This window comes from Hyphococcus lacteus, from assembly GCF_041058985.1.
GTDB lineage: Bacteria > Pseudomonadota > Alphaproteobacteria > Caulobacterales > Parvularculaceae > Hyphococcus > Hyphococcus lacteus.
The window spans coordinates 719,560-737,602 of the sequence record NZ_JBEHZE010000001.1 but is presented as its reverse complement, the minus strand read 5'-3'; the positions used below and the strand labels follow the sequence as shown (position 1 = coordinate 737,602).

At 53.1% G+C, this 18,043-nt stretch carries 16 protein-coding genes; 8 read left to right on the top strand and 8 right to left on the bottom strand.

The annotated features are described in order from the left end of the window. Positions 1–6: 6 nt before the first annotated feature. Complete coding sequence (locus ABFZ84_RS03525) at positions 7–867, bottom strand: ABC transporter permease (protein ID WP_369312531.1); 861 nt, start codon at positions 865–867, stop codon at positions 7–9. 245 nt (positions 868–1,112) lie between these two features. On the opposite strand from ABFZ84_RS03525, the gene ABFZ84_RS03520 reads away from it, so the two are divergent. Then, complete coding sequence (locus tag ABFZ84_RS03520) at positions 1,113–1,628, top strand: GcrA family cell cycle regulator (RefSeq protein ID WP_369312530.1); 516 nt, start codon at positions 1,113–1,115, stop codon at positions 1,626–1,628. A gap of 50 nt (positions 1,629–1,678) precedes the next feature. On the opposite strand, the gene phoB is transcribed toward ABFZ84_RS03520, so the two are convergent. The 4 genes from phoB to ABFZ84_RS03500 all read right to left on the bottom strand — a co-directional run bounded on the left by phoB (position 1,679) and on the right by ABFZ84_RS03500 (position 5,206). Then, positions 1,679–2,368, bottom strand: coding sequence for a phosphate regulon transcriptional regulator PhoB (gene phoB, locus ABFZ84_RS03515; protein WP_369312529.1), 690 nt, complete (start codon positions 2,366–2,368; stop codon positions 1,679–1,681). A 108-nt stretch (positions 2,369–2,476) separates the two neighbouring features. Further along, positions 2,477–3,199 (bottom strand): phosphate signaling complex protein PhoU, encoded by a 723-nt coding sequence (gene phoU / locus ABFZ84_RS03510; protein WP_369312528.1) that lies wholly within the window; start codon positions 3,197–3,199, stop codon positions 2,477–2,479. A gap of 173 nt (positions 3,200–3,372) precedes the next feature. Then, positions 3,373–4,758 carry an ATP-binding protein gene (locus tag ABFZ84_RS03505; protein ID WP_369312527.1) on the bottom strand — a complete coding sequence of 462 codons (1,386 nt, stop codon included), beginning with the start codon at positions 4,756–4,758 and terminating at the stop codon, positions 3,373–3,375. 13 nt (positions 4,759–4,771) lie between these two features. After that, positions 4,772–5,206 (bottom strand): hypothetical protein, encoded by a 435-nt coding sequence (locus ABFZ84_RS03500; protein ID WP_369312526.1) that lies wholly within the window; start codon positions 5,204–5,206, stop codon positions 4,772–4,774. Between the two features lie 159 nt (positions 5,207–5,365). Between ABFZ84_RS03500 and ABFZ84_RS03495 the strand changes: the two genes are divergently transcribed. After that, positions 5,366–6,553: a PQQ-dependent sugar dehydrogenase gene (locus ABFZ84_RS03495; protein WP_369312525.1), complete on the top strand. Its 1,188-nt coding sequence runs from the start codon at positions 5,366–5,368 to the stop codon at positions 6,551–6,553. Positions 6,554–6,556: 3 nt separating this feature from the next. Here ABFZ84_RS03495 and ABFZ84_RS03490 read toward each other — a convergent pair whose 3' ends face one another. Together ABFZ84_RS03490 and ABFZ84_RS03485 are read right to left on the bottom strand one after the other, a co-directional pair. After that, positions 6,557–7,024 (bottom strand): MmcB family DNA repair protein, encoded by a 468-nt coding sequence (locus ABFZ84_RS03490; protein WP_369312524.1) that lies wholly within the window; start codon positions 7,022–7,024, stop codon positions 6,557–6,559. Positions 7,025–7,099: 75 nt separating this feature from the next. Continuing rightward, positions 7,100–7,420, bottom strand: a complete 321-nt coding sequence (locus tag ABFZ84_RS03485) for a 2Fe-2S iron-sulfur cluster-binding protein (protein WP_369312523.1) — start codon at positions 7,418–7,420, stop codon at positions 7,100–7,102. Between the two features lie 163 nt (positions 7,421–7,583). On the opposite strand from ABFZ84_RS03485, the gene tsaE reads away from it, so the two are divergent. From tsaE to trxA, 6 genes are all read left to right on the top strand, one after another. After that, on the top strand, positions 7,584–8,048 hold the full coding sequence (gene tsaE / locus ABFZ84_RS03480; RefSeq protein ID WP_369312522.1) for a tRNA (adenosine(37)-N6)-threonylcarbamoyltransferase complex ATPase subunit type 1 TsaE: 465 nt from the start codon (positions 7,584–7,586) through the stop codon (positions 8,046–8,048). 1 nt (position 8,049) lies between these two features. Next, positions 8,050–9,126: an aminoglycoside phosphotransferase family protein gene (locus ABFZ84_RS03475; RefSeq protein WP_369312521.1), complete on the top strand. Its 1,077-nt coding sequence runs from the start codon at positions 8,050–8,052 to the stop codon at positions 9,124–9,126. A gap of 8 nt (positions 9,127–9,134) precedes the next feature. Further along, on the top strand, positions 9,135–9,845 hold the full coding sequence (locus tag ABFZ84_RS03470) for a nucleotidyltransferase family protein (protein ID WP_369312520.1): 711 nt from the start codon (positions 9,135–9,137) through the stop codon (positions 9,843–9,845). Next, positions 9,842–12,835: a double-strand break repair protein AddB gene (addB, locus tag ABFZ84_RS03465; protein ID WP_369312519.1), complete on the top strand. Its 2,994-nt coding sequence runs from the start codon at positions 9,842–9,844 to the stop codon at positions 12,833–12,835. Before ABFZ84_RS03470 ends, addB begins: the two co-directional genes overlap by 4 nt. After that, a complete protein-coding gene (gene addA, locus ABFZ84_RS03460; RefSeq protein ID WP_369312518.1) occupies positions 12,832–16,314 on the top strand; it encodes a double-strand break repair helicase AddA in 3,483 nt (1,160 codons plus the stop codon). Before addB ends, addA begins: the two co-directional genes overlap by 4 nt. 80 nt (positions 16,315–16,394) lie before the next feature. Next, positions 16,395–16,730 (top strand): thioredoxin, encoded by a 336-nt coding sequence (trxA, locus tag ABFZ84_RS03455; RefSeq protein WP_369312517.1) that lies wholly within the window; start codon positions 16,395–16,397, stop codon positions 16,728–16,730. Here the strand turns inward: trxA and ABFZ84_RS03450 are convergent. Continuing rightward, on the bottom strand, positions 16,727–18,028 hold the full coding sequence (locus tag ABFZ84_RS03450; RefSeq protein WP_369312516.1) for a bifunctional folylpolyglutamate synthase/dihydrofolate synthase: 1,302 nt from the start codon (positions 18,026–18,028) through the stop codon (positions 16,727–16,729). The genes trxA and ABFZ84_RS03450 overlap by 4 nt on opposite strands. Positions 18,029–18,043 lie beyond the last annotated feature (15 nt).

The window sequence follows — 18,043 nt, the reverse complement described above, 5'->3', positions numbered from 1 at the left end:
AAAGCCTTAGTCTTTGATTTTGTATCCAATGCGCAGCAGCATGTAAGCAACCGCAGAGAAAATTCCAGCGAGGCTTAAGGTGACTAAAACGCCCGTTACGGCGCTGGCTTCGTGAACGCCAGTAAAGCCAGCACGGAACCCATCAATCAAATAATAGACCGGGTTGTAGTGGCTTATGGTGCGGAATGGCTCAGGCAGGTTTTCGATTGAATAAAACGTACCAGAGAGAAATGTCAGCGGCGTTATAACGAAGTTCGAGACGGCGGCGAGCTGATCAAATTTGTCGGCCCAGATCCCGCCGATAGCACCGAGGCTTGCAAAGATGACCGCCGCAGCCATTGAAAAATAAAGAATAGCCCAGAAGGCTTCGATACGCATTGGGTTGCCATTGAAGGCCATAAACACGGCGCAGGTGGTGGCCGTGATCAGACCAACCATAATCCCGCGTGTGGCTGCGCCCGCGACGAGCGCAACCGTAAGTTCGAACGCGGACAATGGCGGCATGAGAACGTCGACGATTGATCCTTGGACCTTGGCAATAATGAGCGAGGAAGAGGAATTGGTGAATGCGTTGGTTAGCACTGCCATCATAATAAGGCCGGGGGCCAGAAATTCGATGAATGGAACACCATTTACATCGGGCCGCGCAGCGCCAAAAGCCTGTGTAAAGACAATCAGGAACAGGAGCGTTTGAATAACCGGCGCAATAACGGTCTGAAAAACCACCTTCATGAAGCGGCGTACCTCTTTGAGGTAAAGCGTCCACAATCCAAGCCAGTTGACGGCCCCAAAGCGACGTGCGCCAAAGCCTGCGCTCAGGTCGAATGCGGGAATTTCTGTTTCTTTTGAAGTGTCTGTCGTGGTCATAAAAAGTGCCAATTTTGATTATTGCGTTGCAACCTGTGTGTGCGCGCTATGGCGCGTTCGCGTCAAGTATGACGATTTATCAACATGTGGTGGGCAAAAATTTGTGGGGGCGCCATGTTGTGTTTTTCAACCTATAGGATACTATATTTAGGCGCCCAGGGAGTGGCGTTAACTCACTACACTAAATATTGAGATTTAGACCAGCGCGGTAGCGCTTTCCGGAATCAACGCGAGGAGAAGTCGAGATGGCTTGGACGGATGAGCGGGTGGAGCTTTTGAAAACCCTATGGGCTGAAGGGCTCTCGGCGGCGCAAATAGCAAATAAGATGGGTGGCGTCACGCGGAATGCAGTGATCGGTAAAGTGCACCGTCTTGGCCTTTCTGGGCGCGCGACACCAGCGAAACCACAACGCGGTTGCGGTCCTTCGCAGGAGCCTCGCGAAGAAGTTGTTACGGTTAAACCGCAGCAACGGACTGAGATTAAATCGGTTATTCCTGAAGTTGATACGATCACCCCAGTTGTTCTTGATACCGGCGCGATGACGACCGTCGCGACGATCAAAAACAATATGTGTAAATGGCCTATTGGCGACCCGGCGAAAGATGATTTCCATTTTTGCGGACAACCTGCATCAATGGGTAAATCCTATTGCACGCATCATGCGCGTCTCGCATTTCAGCCACCACAACGTCGCGACCGTCCGATGGTTCGTCGTCCAGCATCTGCATTGCTCGAAAAGCGTCGCGCAGCCGCAAGCTAATCTAAGCAGCTATAGCAATTTAAAAAGCCCGCCATTTGGCGGGCTTTTTTTTAGCTCATATCAAGCGCATAACCCGCAGATCGTACCGTTCGAATAGCATCGCCCTGTTTATATTTATTGAGCGCTTTTCGTAGTCGGCCAATATGCACATCAACTGTACGGACTTCGACGAAAACGTCAGAACCCCAAACGGCATTCAACAACTGCTCGCGTGAGAAAACCCGACCCGGATGTTGAATCAAATGGTCGAGAAGACGAAACTCCGTCGGCCCAAGATGAATTTCTTTGTCGCCGCGCGTGACCTTGTGCGACACGCGATCAATGCTGATGTCGCCAAACACTACCGTATCATCGGCAAGGCCGGGTCGGATGCGCCGCAAGATTGCTTTTAGGCGCGCCATCAATTCCGCGGTTGAAAATGGCTTGGTTAAATAATCATCTGCGCCAGTTTCTAAACCGCGAATGCGGTCGGCTTCTTCTGACCGCGCGGTGAGCATAATGATTGGAATGTTCCGGGTTTCCGGTTTCGCGCGAAGGCGGCGGCATACTTCAATGCCTGATACCTTCGGTAGCATCCAATCAAGGATAATGATGTCCGGTCCGTATTCTTCGACCTTCAGCAGGCCGTCTTCGCCATCAGTGGCGATCGCAACATCAAATTTTTCTTTGGTAAGGTTGTATTCTAGAAGGGTCGAAAGAGCGTCTTCATCTTCGACGATCAAGACCTTTGTCTCGGGCATGCCGGCACGTCCCATGTCTTAGGCGCATCGGGTTGTGACGCGATATCAAGGTGCCGATGAAATGTGGCGTCCTCGATAATCAGAACCTGATGCGGATCCTGTTTCTGTCTAAACCGTGCCCGCTTTAGGGGGTGAAACAGTGATTGTCGAGGTCTTGTCTCCTTTTGGTCGAGACTCCATAATACGCGACCCCGTCAGCAGAAAATGCAATGCCTCAGCAATGTTGGTCGCATGGTCACCGACGCGCTCAAAATTCTTTGCTGTGAAAACCAGATGCGTACACGCATTGACCTTGGCCGGGTCGCGCATCATCGCCACCAAAATTTCTTCGAATACTGAGTTATACAACTCGTCGAGTTCATCATCGCCGACCCAAACTGCTTTCGCAGCGTTGAGATTGCGCGCTGAGTACGCTGTAAGAATGTCTGAGATTTGTCGCAAGCTCGCGCGGCCCATGCGCGCAACGCCAGAGGTTGGGCGCGCGGGCGCTTCCATGCTGACCACTAAAGTTCGTTTAGCAACGTTTTTTGCAAGATCACCAACGCGCTCAAGTTCACCGGCAATTTTGCCGATGGTCATGACCTCGCGCAGGGCCTCTTCGGGTAACGGGCCGTGCAGCAGTAATTCCATGACTTTGTTTTCGATCGCATGATCGAAGGCGTCTATACGTTCGTCAGCCGCAATAATTTTTTCTGCGGTTGGGATGTCCCGCCGCTCAAACGCACCAATTGCGCCGGCCAATTGACTCTCTACCTGCGCGGCCATGCGCGACAGTGACGTCTCAAGTTCGAGACGTGCAGGGTAGGATTGGCTCGGGGCTGACGTTGGCATGAATTTGTTTTCTTTATCTTTTTTCTATTTTTGACTCGGTCACACTCAATTGAATAGCAAATTATTGTGCTGGGGGACCGAATACATGGGGGTTATTTATGACAATTTCTTGTCTGGTCAAATGAAAAAGCGCAACAGTTGCGCATAATTTTTTTGATTTCGTCAAACGCGCGTTAAGGTGCCGACTGAAAATGACAAGTGAAAGACGCGCCGTTTGCTGGCCGGCTTTCGATCTGAAACCCACCTTTGTGGCGGTTCATGATGTGTTTGACGATCGCAAGCCCGAGGCCGGTACCGCCGCTTTTGCGGCTGCGTTCTACATTAACCCGATAAAACCGCTCAGTCAGACGCGGCAGGTCACTTCGCTCAATCCCGACACCAAAATCACGGATCTGCACATAGACAAGGTCTTCAACGGGAATGCCGAGACGGGCTGCAACTTGTTCTGCGCTATCGCCAGCGCGATGGGCAGGCGGGCCATCCTTAAACGGTGTTGGCGCGGCACCGCGCCCAACTTTGACCTTTACCATGGGCGGCTCTCCGCCATATTTCACGCCGTTGTCCACGAGATTTTGAATGGCCTGAAAAACTTCATCATGGTCGGCACGGATGTTGGTCGGCTCGTCGGTTTCTTTTGTGAAATCGACAATCGCTTCTGAGGCTTCAAATAACGGCGAAAGGCTTTCGATAACGTCTTTCGTAATCTCCGATAGATCAAGGCTCTGACGTGGCGGCACATGTTCATTCAGCTCGATCCGCGAAAGCGACATCAAATCAGCCACAAGTCGCTGCATGCGTTCGGCTTGCGCTTGCATAACCAGCAAGAATTTTTCACGCGCTTCGGGATCGTCTTTAGCTGGGCCGCGAAGGGTTTCGATAAATCCGAGCACAGATGCCAATGGCGTCCGTAGTTCATGGCTGGCGCTGGCAATAAAGTCTGCACGCATTTGCTCGACGCGTAACTCGCTCGTCAGATCACGGATAAATACCAGTGCGCGGTTCGACTCTTCAACGCCAGTCTCAATGGGCGTGATATAGGCGCGGCAAGTGCGCTCTACGCCGCCAATCGTTGTGAATTCGACGGTTACAGACTCATTGGTGGCGATAACATTTTCAGCGGCTTCAAAAACGCTGGGGGCACGCAATACCGATGCGAAGTGCCGCCCGGTGACTTCGGTCATACCAACAAGGTCTAGGGCTGCGGGGTTTGCATGTTCTACCAGGCCATCGGCCTCGAGGATAAATAATGGCTCTGGTAATGCCCGCGCGACCCCTTGGGCCATGCGAAGGCGCGCGAGCTCTGCTTTTTGAGCGTTGAGTTCGGTCTCGATGATGCGCTGTACGGGGGCGGCCCAAACTCGCCCAGACGAAAATCGGTATCTGACCGAAAGCGCCGCTAAAAATGCGACCCAAGCCAAAAGCGCTAATCGCCAATCCGCGAGCTGCGCAAAGATGAGTGCGGCACAGACCCCGGCACTAATACCAATCGCCCACATGAAATCGCGTGCGCGGACGCGCGCGGCCGTATTGCGGATCAAGGAGGCTAAATCGTTTTGCATATTGGAGGGGGTTCTATCGCGGCCTTAGCAAGGCGAAAAGCCCGCCGCCCAAGAAACCTGCAAAACATTGCAAAGAAATTCCGAGGGCATCGCGCGCGCCACCAATGATACCGGCACCGCCACCAAGTTGCCGCTCTATCAATATCAGCATGACGAACATGGCCGCGGCTCCGGCGACCGGATAGGCAATGACTGCAAGTGGTTTTAAAATCCGCTTAACCCCAGCCGCAACAATGAATGCAATCAAAAGGGCAATGGCGATCATCGCGGCATAGGCCCAAAGACCAGTGATGTTGCTCAGGTAATTATTAAATTGCTGCCCGCTGGTAAACTCCATGCCGATAGCGGTCTGTTTGGCGATCACTTGCTGAGTGTAGAAACCTGCTGCGATCACATAGGTGGTTAGCACCGCGAGGATATAGGCGATGGCCGTCTGTCCAATTTTCATAGTGCCCTCTTTGCCGCCATTTTATGCGCCCCATTTTGCCCAAGGCCCAAATAGTATAGCATAGTCGAAAATCAATTCATGCGCCGGAATATTGACCTCTATTGCCGCCTGCGCATACCCAAGAGAACAGTATAATCCATTTTTGCGAAAGGGCCGAAAATGACCAAGCGTTTCCTGATGATGAGCTGTGCCTTACTGATGACGGCCTGCTCTGGCGCTAATGACGCCGGTGCAAATTCCGCAAAGGGCGGTGGCGACCCTGCGTTGCAAGAAACCTTGGCTGATCCCGCGCCAGACGGTCAGCTTGCGCTAAACATAGAGGTGCTCGCCGAAGGGTTGGTCAATCCGTGGTCAATTTCGTTCCTGCCGGACGGTGACATGCTGGTGAGTGAGCGGGCTGGACGATTGCGGATCATCCGGGATGGGGCCTTGGTTGCCGATCCTGTTTCAGGATTGCCGGATATTCACCCCGGTCGTCAAGCTGGACTTTTTGATATTCTTCCGCACCCAAATTTTTCTGAAAATGGCTGGCTATATCTTGCCTATGCCAATGGCTCTGACCGTAAGAATGCAACGCGCGTTGCTCGCGCAAAATATTCCGATGGAGCACTCACCGATCTTGAGGTGCTATATGATGCTGTGCCTGACAAAGACACAAATCATCATTATGGTGGCCGCATGGTTTGGGGCGGTGATTCCAAGCTGTATGTGACGATTGGCGAAGGATCGAAATATAAAGAAAAAGCGCAAGACATGAAGACCAGCTTTGGTGCCGTCGTGCGTTTGAACGAAGATGGTTCAATCCCCGAAGATAACCCGGTATTTGGCGATGATTCGCGTCCTGAGCTTTGGACAAAAGGTCATCGCAACCCGCAAGGCTTTGTCTATGACCAGGCCCGCGATGTGATGTGGGAAACAGAGCACGGTCCACGCGGCGGGGACGAATTGAACATCATTGAGCCAGGCAATAATTACGGTTGGCCGCTCGCGAGCTACGGTATCGATTATAATGGCGCGAAGATTACACCGTTTACAGAATATGAAGGTACAACCCAACCGGTGAAGTATTGGACGCCGTCAATTGCAACGTCGGGCCTTGCGGTTTATCGCGGCGATATGTTCCCCGATTGGGATGGTGATCTATTGATCGGCGCGATGGCCGGTGCTGCGCTTCATCATGTGATGATGGATGGCAACACACCTGCAGGTGAAGAGCGGTATTTGCTCGATCGCGGCGAGCGCGTTCGTGATGTTCGCGTCGGTCCAGATGGGGCAATTTATGTAGCGACAGAGCTGACAAACGACCCTGAAGCATCGGGCAAAGTACTTCGGTTGACCCCGCAATAAGGCTTAGTCCAATTTTGGATCGGCAACATCTGGGGCGGCAAGGGCGCGAAAAGCGGCTTGCCGCGCGAACCGTAGTGTGATTGCTTTGCGTCTGGCGGCCACAAGTGGGCGCGCCGGTGCGGGTCGTTTAATGGCCGCGCCATATTCGTCAGCGATAATCAGCCCTTGGTCATAGGGTAGGATATCCGCGGGAAAATCAGGATCGACCGCAAAGAAAAACTGATCGCAATATTCGCGATATTCTGGCCATTTCTGATCTGATTCAAAATCCGCGCGACAGGACTTTATTTCCGCCATCACTAATTTTCCGCGCCGATCAAGGGCCGCAATGTCGGCCCGCCGTTTGATGGGCAGGCGAAATTCCGTAATTGGGCTGAGGCCCATGTCAATAAAAAGCCGTGTCACGCCCCGCGTTAAAGCGACGGTGCGATCTGGCCGGGTTGGGTTTTCGGGCTTGGCAGCAAGCGCCATTGGTGTAATGTTCCGCATTTGTTCATGAAACAATGCGAGCCAGCATAGGTCAAGGTAGAAACGAAAATGCGAGCTTTAGCCTTGGAATTCCGGCAGGCGTACAACCAAACCATCAAGGTCTTGGGTGACTTTGATTTGGCAAGACAAGCGTGAGTTTTCTTTTGGCTCATAGGCAAAGTCGAGCATCGACTCTTCCATGGTGGCTGCTTTGCCCGTTTTTTCACGCCAAGCGTCGTCTACATAGATGTGGCACGTGGCGCAGGCACAGGCCCCGCCGCAATCGGCGTCGATGCCGGGAACCATGTTTTTAACCGCGGCCTCCATTACGGACGCGCCTTCGGCAGCCTCGACGGCATGTTCGGTTCCATTTTGTTCGATAAAAGTAATTTTTGGCATGAGGCTCGTCTGTAGCTAATGGGACATGTTTACGAATAGGTGGATGTAAGGCCTTAGCATGTGAGGGCAAGTCTTTTATGTCTCTATGCGGCGATTGACATGACGATGTGGCTAATTTTCACGCTTCGGCCCTGGTATTTTCCGGGAAAATCTAAAGGACGACATGACGACGATTGAGCTAAATTTGCCCGATGAGGCCGCGACCAAAGCGTTTGCCGCGACGATGGCGCGAGTGCTGAATGACGGTGATATAGTGCGACTGGCCGGTGATTTGGGGGCAGGGAAGACAACCTTTGCCCGGGCTGTCATTGCGGAACTCACCGATGTCAAAGACGCGCCGAGCCCCACCTATATGTTGGTTGAAACCTATGACAATGATCAGTTTTTACTCTGGCATTTCGATCTTTACCGGCTTGAAGACCCAAATGATGTTTGGGAACTTGGCTTAGAAGAAGCGCTTGAAGGCGGGGTAGTGTTAATCGAGTGGCCGGAACGGATCGACGGGTTGTTGCCTGAAAAAAGCCTTGGGCTACGGTTAGAAACCTCGGGCCCAAGTAAGGCGCGCCGCGCCATTCTGGACGTAGATGAAGATTGGGCGAAACGCCTTAATGATGCAGGAATCGCATAGAATGAGCGGGATGACCCAAGATAAACAATTCGACACCAGAGCAGATTTCCTTGCCGCCGCAGGTTGGGTCGATGCACGCGCGGTGCCGCTTGCGGGGGATGCCTCGACGCGTCGTTACGAGCGCCTTGATCACCACGGCCAGTCGGCCATCTTCATGATTGCGCCACCGAGTGCTGAAGCGCCGTCTTGCCCGGTGGACGCTGACGAGGTCACGCGAAAAGCGCTTGGCTACAATGCCATGGCGCGCTTGGCGGGGCCAAATCTCAACGCTTTTGTAGCGATGGCAAATGCGCTGCGGGCAGCGGGGCTGTCTGCGCCCGAGATTTATGCCGCTGATCCTGCGAATGGCTATGCCTTGATCGAGGATCTGGGCGACGATCTTTTTGCCCGCGTGGTGGACCGCGTTGATGAAGAAACCCTTTATCAACATGCGATTGACGCGTTGCTGAGCTTACACAAAAAATCGCTAACACGACCTGCGGATGAAACATACGCGATGCTCGATTATGACGGATTGGCGCTTGATGCCGAGACGCGTTTGTTAATGGAATGGTATTGGCCATTGAAACATGGCGTTGACGCGCATGATGATATCTATGCAGATTATCGTGCGCGGTGGGCAAGCGTTCTTGATGGGCTGTCGGCACCACATACATTTGCGCTGCGCGATTATCACGCAGAAAACTTGTTGTGGTTACCAGACCGAGAAGGGGCCGCAAAGGTTGGCGTCATCGATTTTCAGGACGCTTTATTCGGTCAAGCGGCCTATGATCTTGTGTCACTTCTCGAAGACGCGCGTCGCGACGTTAGCCCGGGCCTCGCCGAAAAAATGTTTGCCTATTATCTCGACGAATCCGATTGTGAGAGCGTTCAATTTGAACGTGACTATGCGATCTTGGCGACGCAACGCAACGCGAAGATCTTAGGTATTTTCGCGCGGCTCGCTAAGCGTGATAACAAGCCACGGTATCTTGAACTACTACCACGCGTTGAGGCGCATTTCCGCCGCGACCTTGCGCGCCCTGCAATGACCCCGCTCGTGCCGTTTTTTGAAAAATATTTCCCGGAGCTTGTATGATTGCCGCCATGCCCCGATCCGCCATGGTGCTTGCTGCCGGCCTTGGAACGCGTATGCGCCCGCTCACCAATGATCGGCCCAAGCCCATGATCGAAGTGGCAGAAAAGCCATTGATTGATTATGCGCTCGACCGGTTTGCGAGGGTTGGCGTTGAGCGCGCAGTCGTCAATGTGCATTATTTGGCCGAGCAAGTTGAAAACCATTTGGCTGGTCGAACCTCCCCAGAGATCGTCATTTCGGATGAGCGCCAAGAGTTGCTAGAAACCGGCGGCGGCTTACAAAAAGCGCGGGGGCTGTTCGCCGACGGCCCTGTTTTCTGCACCAATACTGATGCCATCATGATTGATGGTGATGGACCCGAGGCATGTACGGCCTTGGCAAGTGTTTGGGATGGAGAACAGATGGATGCGCTATTGCTGTTGGTGCCGATTGAGCGCACCAGCGGATATGATGGGGCGGGGGATTTTAATAGATCTGTTGACGGACAAATTCAATTACGGAAACGCGATACGGCTCCGTTTGTGTTCACCGGATTACAGATAATCGCGCAGGGTCTGATTTCTGAGGGGCCGGGTGGCGCATTTTCGACACGCGTTTTGTGGGATCTGGCAGCCAGTCGTGGACGGCTTTTTGGTGTCATATATGACGGCGATTGGTTGCACGTGGGTGATCCTGATGGTCATGCCCTTGCGGAAAAGCGATTAGGAAAAAACCGTTGACACCGTCAGAGATTTTTAACGCGCCGGGACCGCGATATTTTTCGATTGCTTCCGGGAGGCCATTCCTGACCGATCTTGCACGCGGGCTTACTGCCTCACTGACGGCAGCGGGTTTGGATGTTTCCGATGCGCATATCTATCTGCCGACGCGGCGTGCTGCACGCGCATTATCAGAAGCATTTTTAGAGGCGGCGGGCACTAATGCCGCCCTAACGCCCCATATTCGCGCGCTCGGAGACATCGATGAAGACGAATTCGTCCTCGACGATTTGGGCGGGACGTTAGACGACGAGCTGTCGCTGCCACCGGCAATTTCTTCGGCCAATCGGCGGCTCATTTTGGCGCGCCTTATCGCCGAACGTGACCGGGTTTTCTTTGATGGGCAACACCGATGGGCCGGCGCAATTTCGGCGGCGGACGAGCTTGGGAAACTGCTTGACTCTCTTTATACAGAAGAAATTGACGCGTCTGATTTAGATCGGATTGTGCCAGATGGACTGGCGGAACATTGGCAGGGATCGTTAGAGTTTCTGAAAATCGTCACCGAGTTGTGGCCAAATTATCTGGCGGAACAATCGCTTTTTGACCCCGCGGCACGGCGTATTGCTTTGATCGATAAACAAACCCGCCGGTGGGAAGAGGTGCCGCCTTCGCGCCCGATTGTTATTGCGGGGACGACAGGTTCAACCCCGGCAGTTGGGCGAATGATGAGCACAGTTGCGGCATTACCTTTTGGCTGTGTTGTTCTGCCGGGATTAGATTTACGTTCTCCAGATCATGTTTGGGATGCCGTTGACGAACCACACCCCCAAAGTGGTTTGAAATCTTTGATTGAATCTTTGAAGGTAGAGCGCGGGGCGATATATTCGTGGCCTACGGCGGACGGTAACAAAAGTGATCCGCGTGCCGATTTAGTAACGATGGCATTACGGCCAGCGGATGCATCGGACGATTGGCGCCAATGGGCCGAAGAAGTCAAATCTAACAAAGATGCCATATCAAAGGCGCTTGAAGGGTTTAGTCTTGTAGAGGCGCGTGATGAAGAGCGCGAAGCGAGCATCGTCGCATCAAGGCTTCGTGAGGTTGTCAGTGTTCCCGCTCAAACCGCAATGCTTGTGACGCCAGATCGTGATCTCGCGCGCCGGGTAGCAATTAAAATGCGGCGGTGGGGCGTGGTTGTTGACGATTCTGCGGGCGCGCCATTCGCTAATACGCCATGCGGTATTTTTCTGCGGTTAACGGCGGCGTGGCTCAGTGACGTGTCGGACCCGGTGCACCTTATGGCGCTGCTGGATCATTCGCGGTTTGGTGGCGGTGTTAGTGGTAAAGACCGCGCCCGTGCGATCGGTCGTGTGGATCGGGCCTTACGAGGGCTTAAACCCCAAGGTGGTTTCGCAGGGTTGCGCAAACGTCTTGAACTCAATTCCCCCTTAGAGGGTGAGTTTGCGACGTTTTTTGAAACACTTGAACGTGCTGCGAAGCTTTGGCCAAATCCGGACGCCAGTTTTACTGATCGTTTCGAGGCCCATTTGGCCGCAAGCGAGGTTCTTTGTGGTAGCGATGAAGAAGCTGGTGCTGAGCGGTTGTGGCGTGGTGATGATGGCGACGAGGGGGCGGCGTTATTGGCGACGATGCGCGATAGTTTGGGATTGATCACGCATGATCAGTCTTCTGAGTATGTGGATATTTTTACGCGGTTGATCGCGGGTGGTGCTGTCCGACGGCGCGAGCCGGCACACCCTCGGCTTTCAATTCTTGGCCCACTAGAAGCGCGCTTACAAACCGCAGATGTTATTATTTTGGCAGGCCTGAACGAGGGTGTCTGGCCACGCGATGCGGCGATTGATCCGTTTTTGTCACGGCCCATGCGTAAAGAGTTGGGTTTGCCGTCGCCCGAACGCCGAATTGGTCTCGCGGCGCACGACTTTGCGCAGTTGTCAGCCTCGCCTGAGGTGTTGCTCACGCGTTCGACCCGCGCGGGCGGAAAACCGACCAAACCTTCACGCTGGATTGTTCGTTTAAAGAACATACTAAAGGGCGCGCAAGTTCTTGAGACTGTTGATGTCTCGCAAAGAAGTGAAGCGATTGCAGGGCTGCTCGATAAACCTAAAGATATAAAACACATTCATGCGCCCAAACCGTTACCACCAGCAGAAGCACGGCCAACCGAATTTGCTGTGACCGCAATCGAAAAGTTGTTGCGCGACCCGTATGCTATTTATGCACGGCGAATTTTAGGGTTGAAAAAACTCGATGCGCTGAGCGAAGATTTCAGTGCGCGACATGTGGGCAACCTCTTTCATAAAATCATGGAGGAATATGCGCACGGTCCCTTACCGGATGTTGCTGACCGTGAAGCCCGATTGCGCGCGCTTTTTGATGCGCACGCACCGGAATATGGATATGAGGCCCGCCACGATGCTTTCTGGCGCGAGCGTGTTGGGGATGCGCTGGTGTGGCTCGCGAGTTGGGATACCGAACGACGCGCGCTGGGCACCCCTGCGGTGATCGAAGGGAAGGGCGAATATAGTTTCGATCTAAACGGTACTCGCTATACCCTTAATGCCAGAGCCGATCGGATCGATTTGTTAAGCACGGGTGGCGCATTCGTGATTGATTACAAAACCGGCGACCCACCAAGTTTGAAGATGCAACAAAAGTTTAGTCCGCAATTACCGCTGACTGGGTTTATTGTTGAAAAAGGCGGCTTTGATGAATTGGGCGCAGCCCCGGTTGATGGCTTTGAATACCTCAAAGTGGTTGGACGAAAAGCCAAAGAACGTGATGCGGGCCTGAGCGGTGATGACGCCGCCAAGCTCATTGCTGAAACTCGTGATGGATTGGTCGCGCTACTGCTTCATTTTGCGGATCCAGAAAATGCTTATCTCTCTCAACCGCGTCCGCAATATACTGATAGTTTTGGTGACTATGACCATCTTGCACGCCGCCGTGAGCGAAGCGCACAGGGCGATGGCGGGGGTGACGAATGACGCCGCTAGAGGAAACAACCAATAACCAGCGGCTTGCCGCTGATCCGAAAAGCTCAGTTTTTGTGATGGCAAACGCTGGGTCTGGTAAAACACGGGTGTTGACCAATCGTGTTGCCCGGTTATTGCTGTCCGGTGCCGATCCGAAAAAAATCTTGTGCATTACTTTTACGAAAGCGGCGGCCGCAGAGATGGCGGAACGTCTATTCTCCGTACTCGGAGAGTGGGCGCTTGCAAGCGATGCGGATTTGGTCAAAGCGCTGTCCGAACTTGAAGGCGAGGACGAAACCTCAAAATCAGCAGCGGACCTAGCGGGCGCGCGGCGGCTCTTTGCCAAGGCGCTTGAAACCCCCGGTGGTTTGAAAATTCAGACGATTCACTCTTTTTGCGAAAGCGTGTTGCGTCGTTTTCCGATTGAGGCCGGAGCGCCACCAGGGTTTACGGTGATTGAAGACGCGCAAGCATTAGCAATTCGAAATCGTGCGCTAGACCAACTGGCAGTTGGCGCGAAGAAAGATCCCGAAATTGCGGCGGCGTTTAAACGACTTTCTGCGTCTCGGGCGGAGCAAACCCTTCGTGATTTGTTGCTATTTGGGCGGCGCGTAACTTTTGAAGATGAGAGCTTAGAACAGACACTTGCGGCTCTGGCGCGGCAATTATTGATCGACCCAACGCTTAACGAAGATAGCATAAAAGCCCAGTTTATCGGCTTTCTATCAGACGATGATTTAAAGTGTGCCCATGACGGTTTGGCCGCGGATGGCAAACAACCACAAGAAGCGGCCAAGCGATTGGCTCCTTATTTCATTGCAACCGATCCGAGTGAACAATGGGAGATTCTGACGGGGTTCTTGATGACCGCAGACCGCAAAGGGATGCGCAAAAAGATTGCAACGGCGGCGACAAACAAGGTTGATCCGTGGGTGGGGCCATTCCTCGATAAACTTGCCGCGGATTTTGAAGCAACACTTACACAAATAAAAACGCTGGCGCTTTTTCATGATACTGCTGCGCACTTGCGGCTATGTACGGCGTTAAATGACCTTTATGCTGAGGCAAAAATTAGTCGTGCAGCATTGGATTTTGATGATTTGATTGTCCGCGCACGACAATTATTCAGCCGGGTGAATTCGGCATGGATCATGTATAAGCTCGATTATGGCGTCGATCATATTTTAATCGACGAAGCGCAAGACACCAGCCCAAGCCAATGGGCTGTGGTTGAAAGCCTGTTTGAAGAATATTTTAGCGGCGCGGGCGCGCGGCAGGACCAACGTAGTTTTTTTGCTGTTGGTGATATGAAACAATCGATCTATTCGTTTCAGGGTGCCGATGTTGGCTTATTCAAAGCCAAAGAATTAGATTTGGGGCAACGCCTTACGGCGGTGACTGATTATAAAAACCTGCAACTGAAAATGTCGTTTCGAACAACGGCACCCGTACTCTCTTTTGTGGATGAAGTATTTTCCGAGCGCGCGGCTGCCGAAGGCTTGGGCGAATACCCGATCCCGACCCACGGCGTTTGCCGCGAAGGGGTGGCCGGTTTGGTTGAGCTATGGCCGCTGGCACCACGCCCTGAGACCGAAAAAGTCGAGGCATGGGATGCGCCGGTCGATGCGCCGGCGGGTGAACATCCTGTGCGGGTTCTATGTGACCGAATTGCGCTGACCATCAAAGATTGGCTTGATCGCGGTGAGGTTTTGGAATCGAACGGACAGCCCATTCGTCCGGGTGACATCATGATTTTGGTCCAGAGCCGCAGCCCGCTTTTCCGCGAGGTTATCCAGCGTCTTTCGGCTCATGGGGTCCCTGTTGCGGGGCCGGATCGTCTGGTGTTGATGGAAGATCCCGCAATAGAGGATCTGCTTTCCTATGCGCGGTTCGCACTTAATCAGTCGGATGATTTATCGCTGGCTGAAATTCTGAAAAGCCCGCTTTTCGGTTTTGATGACGATAAGGATTTATTCCCGCTTGCTTTTGATCGCGATCAAAGCCTTTGGGCGGAATTGCGGCGGCGCAAGGATGAGTATGCGCATTGGAGCCGCGCCTATGGAGAAATTTCTGCGGCTCGCGATATAGCGCGCCAACAGGGGCCGTTCGCATTCTTCAGTCATGTGCTTGAAACCGGTGAGACCTCTGGTCGTTTGCGGTTTTATGAACGATTGGGCGAAGCATCGAGCGATGCGATGGATGAGATATTGCGTCAAGCGATTGATTTCGAAAACGGGAAGCCGCGTTCTCTGCGGGCGTTCGTCGCTTGGTTCGAAAATGCTGCGGGTGATATTAAACGCGAAATGGAGCGCGAGAACAACTCAGTCCGTGTCATGACGGTTCACGGTGCCAAGGGTTTAGAGGCTGATATTGTATTTTTACTCGACGCGCACCGAGAGGTGCAAAGCAAAAATGTTGGTCCGTTGGTAGCGCCACCTCAAGACGTAGCCCTGCCCGAAGGGTTTAAATTGTTGACTGGTCCAAAGGCTGACGATGTATCGCTGAGCGAGCAAGCGCGCGAACAGAAATTGCAATTAGATTATGAGGAATATCGCCGTTTGTTTTATGTGGCCGCCACACGTGCCCGAGATCGGCTCTATATTTGCGGCATTGAGCAAGGTAATAACAAAGACCCCAACAGCAAAGAAACAGGTGTAAAATCTTGGCACGCACTTTCATGTGATGCCTTTGATCGAATGGGCACGGAAGTAAAGCTAAGTGATGAACCATTATGGGCGAATAGACCAGAGCCTGTGATGCGGATTTCATGTCCGCAGACCGCTGATGTCAAACAAACCCATTCTGATGTTAGAGATGTTGATGCATTCACCATTCCGTCGTGGCTATTCGAAACCGCACCAATAGAGACGAGGGGTGCACGCCTTGCCCCGTCGAAACTATTGGGCGAGGAGGATACGGAGCCGACGACCGCCGCATATTCCCCGGTTGGGCCATCAACTGACGGTGATAGATATTTCCGTGGACGGATTTTACACCGATTGCTCGAATTGTTGCCTGATGTTCCCGCTGGTGATCGAGCGAGTGCGGCAGAGAAGTTACTTTTGCGGCTCGCGGGAAATATTGACGAGGACGAACGAGCAAAATGGCGCAATGAGATATTGACCGTTCTGACCGATCAGAAGTTTGCGGCGGTTTTTGCGCCGGGATCCCGTGCGGAGGTGCCGATCATCGGTCGCCCAGCAAGTGCGCCAAAGAATGTGCGGATCAGCGGCCAGATCGACCGATTGGTTGTGACGGAAAAGCAAGTGTTGGTTGTGGACTATAAAACCAACCGTCCACCCCCGCTTGAGGCCAGTAAAGTTGATCCAACTTATGTTGCGCAAATGGCGGCCTATCGGGCACTGCTACAGGAAATCTATCCCAAGCATGAGATCGTCTGTGCGTTACTGTGGACCTATGACGCCCGATTGATGGAGCTTCCGGGCGAAATGCTCGATCACGCCTTCGCGCGTATTGTGACAATGGGTTGAAACCCCGCCAACAGCCTCTATCTTGCGCAATACGAATATGAAATACAGGATCAAACGGCGCTTTCAGGAGTAGTTCAGCCATGGCCATTAAAAATGTAACCGACACCAGCTTTTCCGATGACGTGCTAACATCGGGTGAAACCGTTCTCATTGATTTCTGGGCGGAATGGTGTGGACCATGCAAGCAGATTGCACCAGCGCTTGAAGAGATTTCATCTGAATATGAAGGCAAGCTCAATATCGCGAAAGTGAATATTGATGAAAACCCGGAAACACCCGGAAAATACGGCGTGCGCGGAATTCCTACATTAATGATTTTCTCTGGTGGCGAGCATATTGCAACTCGCGTTGGCGCGGCACCAAAAAGCCAGATTGCCGCGTGGATCGACGAAGTGTTGAAAGAGGCAGCGGCCTAAGCGTTTTCGCGCAAAATTTCACCCGCCAAATAAAGCGAGCCGCTGATGAGAATTCTTGGCGGCTCGTTTTCTTTTTGAGCACAAGCGGCATGAATGGCGTCGGTGATTGATGCGCTGCTCGTGGCATTGAGCCCGGCTTCGCGCGCAGCTGCTGTGACTTCCGTCGGCCCCATCACACCATCATGCTCCGCAGCGACGCAATAAACGGCCTGAGCTAATCCGGCGAAGGGCGCAAAATATCCAACGGCATCTTTGTTGGCTTGCATGCCGGAAATCATTACCAATGGGCGCGGGTTTCGGGCCTCGAAATCGGCCATGACGGCGGAAATAGCGCGGCCAGCATGAGGGTTGTGACCACCATCGAGCCAGATTTCTGGCTCGACACCGAGGGCGGCTCGGGCCTGCTCAATCAACGGTCCACGGGTTAGGCGCTGCATCCGCGCCGGCCAATGAGCGTTGTTCAAACCCTTTGAAATGGCGGCTTCGTCGAGCGTAATCCCTGCGGCGCGCAATGCGGCAATGGCGGTGCCTGCATTCTCGATTTGGTGGCCGCCGGGCAGACGCGGCAGATCAAGATCACAAAGACCATGGTCGTCTTGATAGATCAGTCGTCCGTGCTCAGAATGTACATTCCATTGCTCGCCAAATGCATGGATAGTCGCGCCAGTTTTTTGTGCATGATGTTGAAGTACTGCCATTGCCTCGGGCGATTGCTTGGCGATGACCGCAGGCGCTCTGCGCCGAAATATCCCGGCCTTCTCCGCTGCAACTTCATCAATAGTGTTCCCGAGAAATGACTGGTGATCTAGGTCAACAGGGGTGACAACGGCGGCGAGTGGCGTCTCAAGAACATTTGTTGCGTCTAACCGTCCGCCTAGGCCGACCTCGATAATCGCAAAGTCAGCCGGAGATTCGGAAAAGGCTAACAGCGCTGCGCAGGTTGTGGTTTCAAAATAGGTGAGTAGGTCCGATCCCATGGCCTGGTCGGTTCGTTCAAGCGCGTCGATGAGTGCGTCGTCGCTGATTTGGTTGCCGCCAACAACAATGCGCTCGTTAAACCTTACGAGATGAGGGGAGGTATAAACGTGTACGGATTTTCCCGATGCTTCAAGCATCGCGCGTAAAAACGCGACTGTTGAGCCCTTTCCGTTTGTGCCAGCCACGTGAAAAACAGGCGGCAATTTTTTCTGTGGTTCTCCCAATCGCGTCAAGGCCGCGTGGACCCGGTCAAGCGAAAGATCAATTATAACGGGGCGTCTGCTCGCGATTTTCGCGAGCGTAGCTTCAACCTTGCTCAACAGACAGGGTCCTTT

Coding starts and splice junctions, on each gene's coding strand:
- ABFZ84_RS03525 (WP_369312531.1), bottom strand. CDS start 867: ATGACCACGACAGACACTTCAAAAGAAACAGAAATTCCCGCATTCGAC.
- ABFZ84_RS03520 (WP_369312530.1), top strand. CDS start 1,113: ATGGCTTGGACGGATGAGCGGGTGGAGCTTTTGAAAACCCTATGGGCT.
- phoB (WP_369312529.1), bottom strand. CDS start 2,368: ATGCCCGAGACAAAGGTCTTGATCGTCGAAGATGAAGACGCTCTTTCG.
- phoU (WP_369312528.1), bottom strand. CDS start 3,199: ATGCCAACGTCAGCCCCGAGCCAATCCTACCCTGCACGTCTCGAACTT.
- ABFZ84_RS03505 (WP_369312527.1), bottom strand. CDS start 4,758: ATGCAAAACGATTTAGCCTCCTTGATCCGCAATACGGCCGCGCGCGTC.
- ABFZ84_RS03500 (WP_369312526.1), bottom strand. CDS start 5,206: ATGAAAATTGGACAGACGGCCATCGCCTATATCCTCGCGGTGCTAACC.
- ABFZ84_RS03495 (WP_369312525.1), top strand. CDS start 5,366: ATGACCAAGCGTTTCCTGATGATGAGCTGTGCCTTACTGATGACGGCC.
- ABFZ84_RS03490 (WP_369312524.1), bottom strand. CDS start 7,024: ATGGCGCTTGCTGCCAAGCCCGAAAACCCAACCCGGCCAGATCGCACC.
- ABFZ84_RS03485 (WP_369312523.1), bottom strand. CDS start 7,420: ATGCCAAAAATTACTTTTATCGAACAAAATGGAACCGAACATGCCGTC.
- tsaE (WP_369312522.1), top strand. CDS start 7,584: ATGACGACGATTGAGCTAAATTTGCCCGATGAGGCCGCGACCAAAGCG.
- ABFZ84_RS03475 (WP_369312521.1), top strand. CDS start 8,050: ATGAGCGGGATGACCCAAGATAAACAATTCGACACCAGAGCAGATTTC.
- ABFZ84_RS03470 (WP_369312520.1), top strand. CDS start 9,135: ATGCCCCGATCCGCCATGGTGCTTGCTGCCGGCCTTGGAACGCGTATG.
- addA (WP_369312518.1), top strand. CDS start 12,832: ATGACGCCGCTAGAGGAAACAACCAATAACCAGCGGCTTGCCGCTGAT.
- trxA (WP_369312517.1), top strand. CDS start 16,395: ATGGCCATTAAAAATGTAACCGACACCAGCTTTTCCGATGACGTGCTA.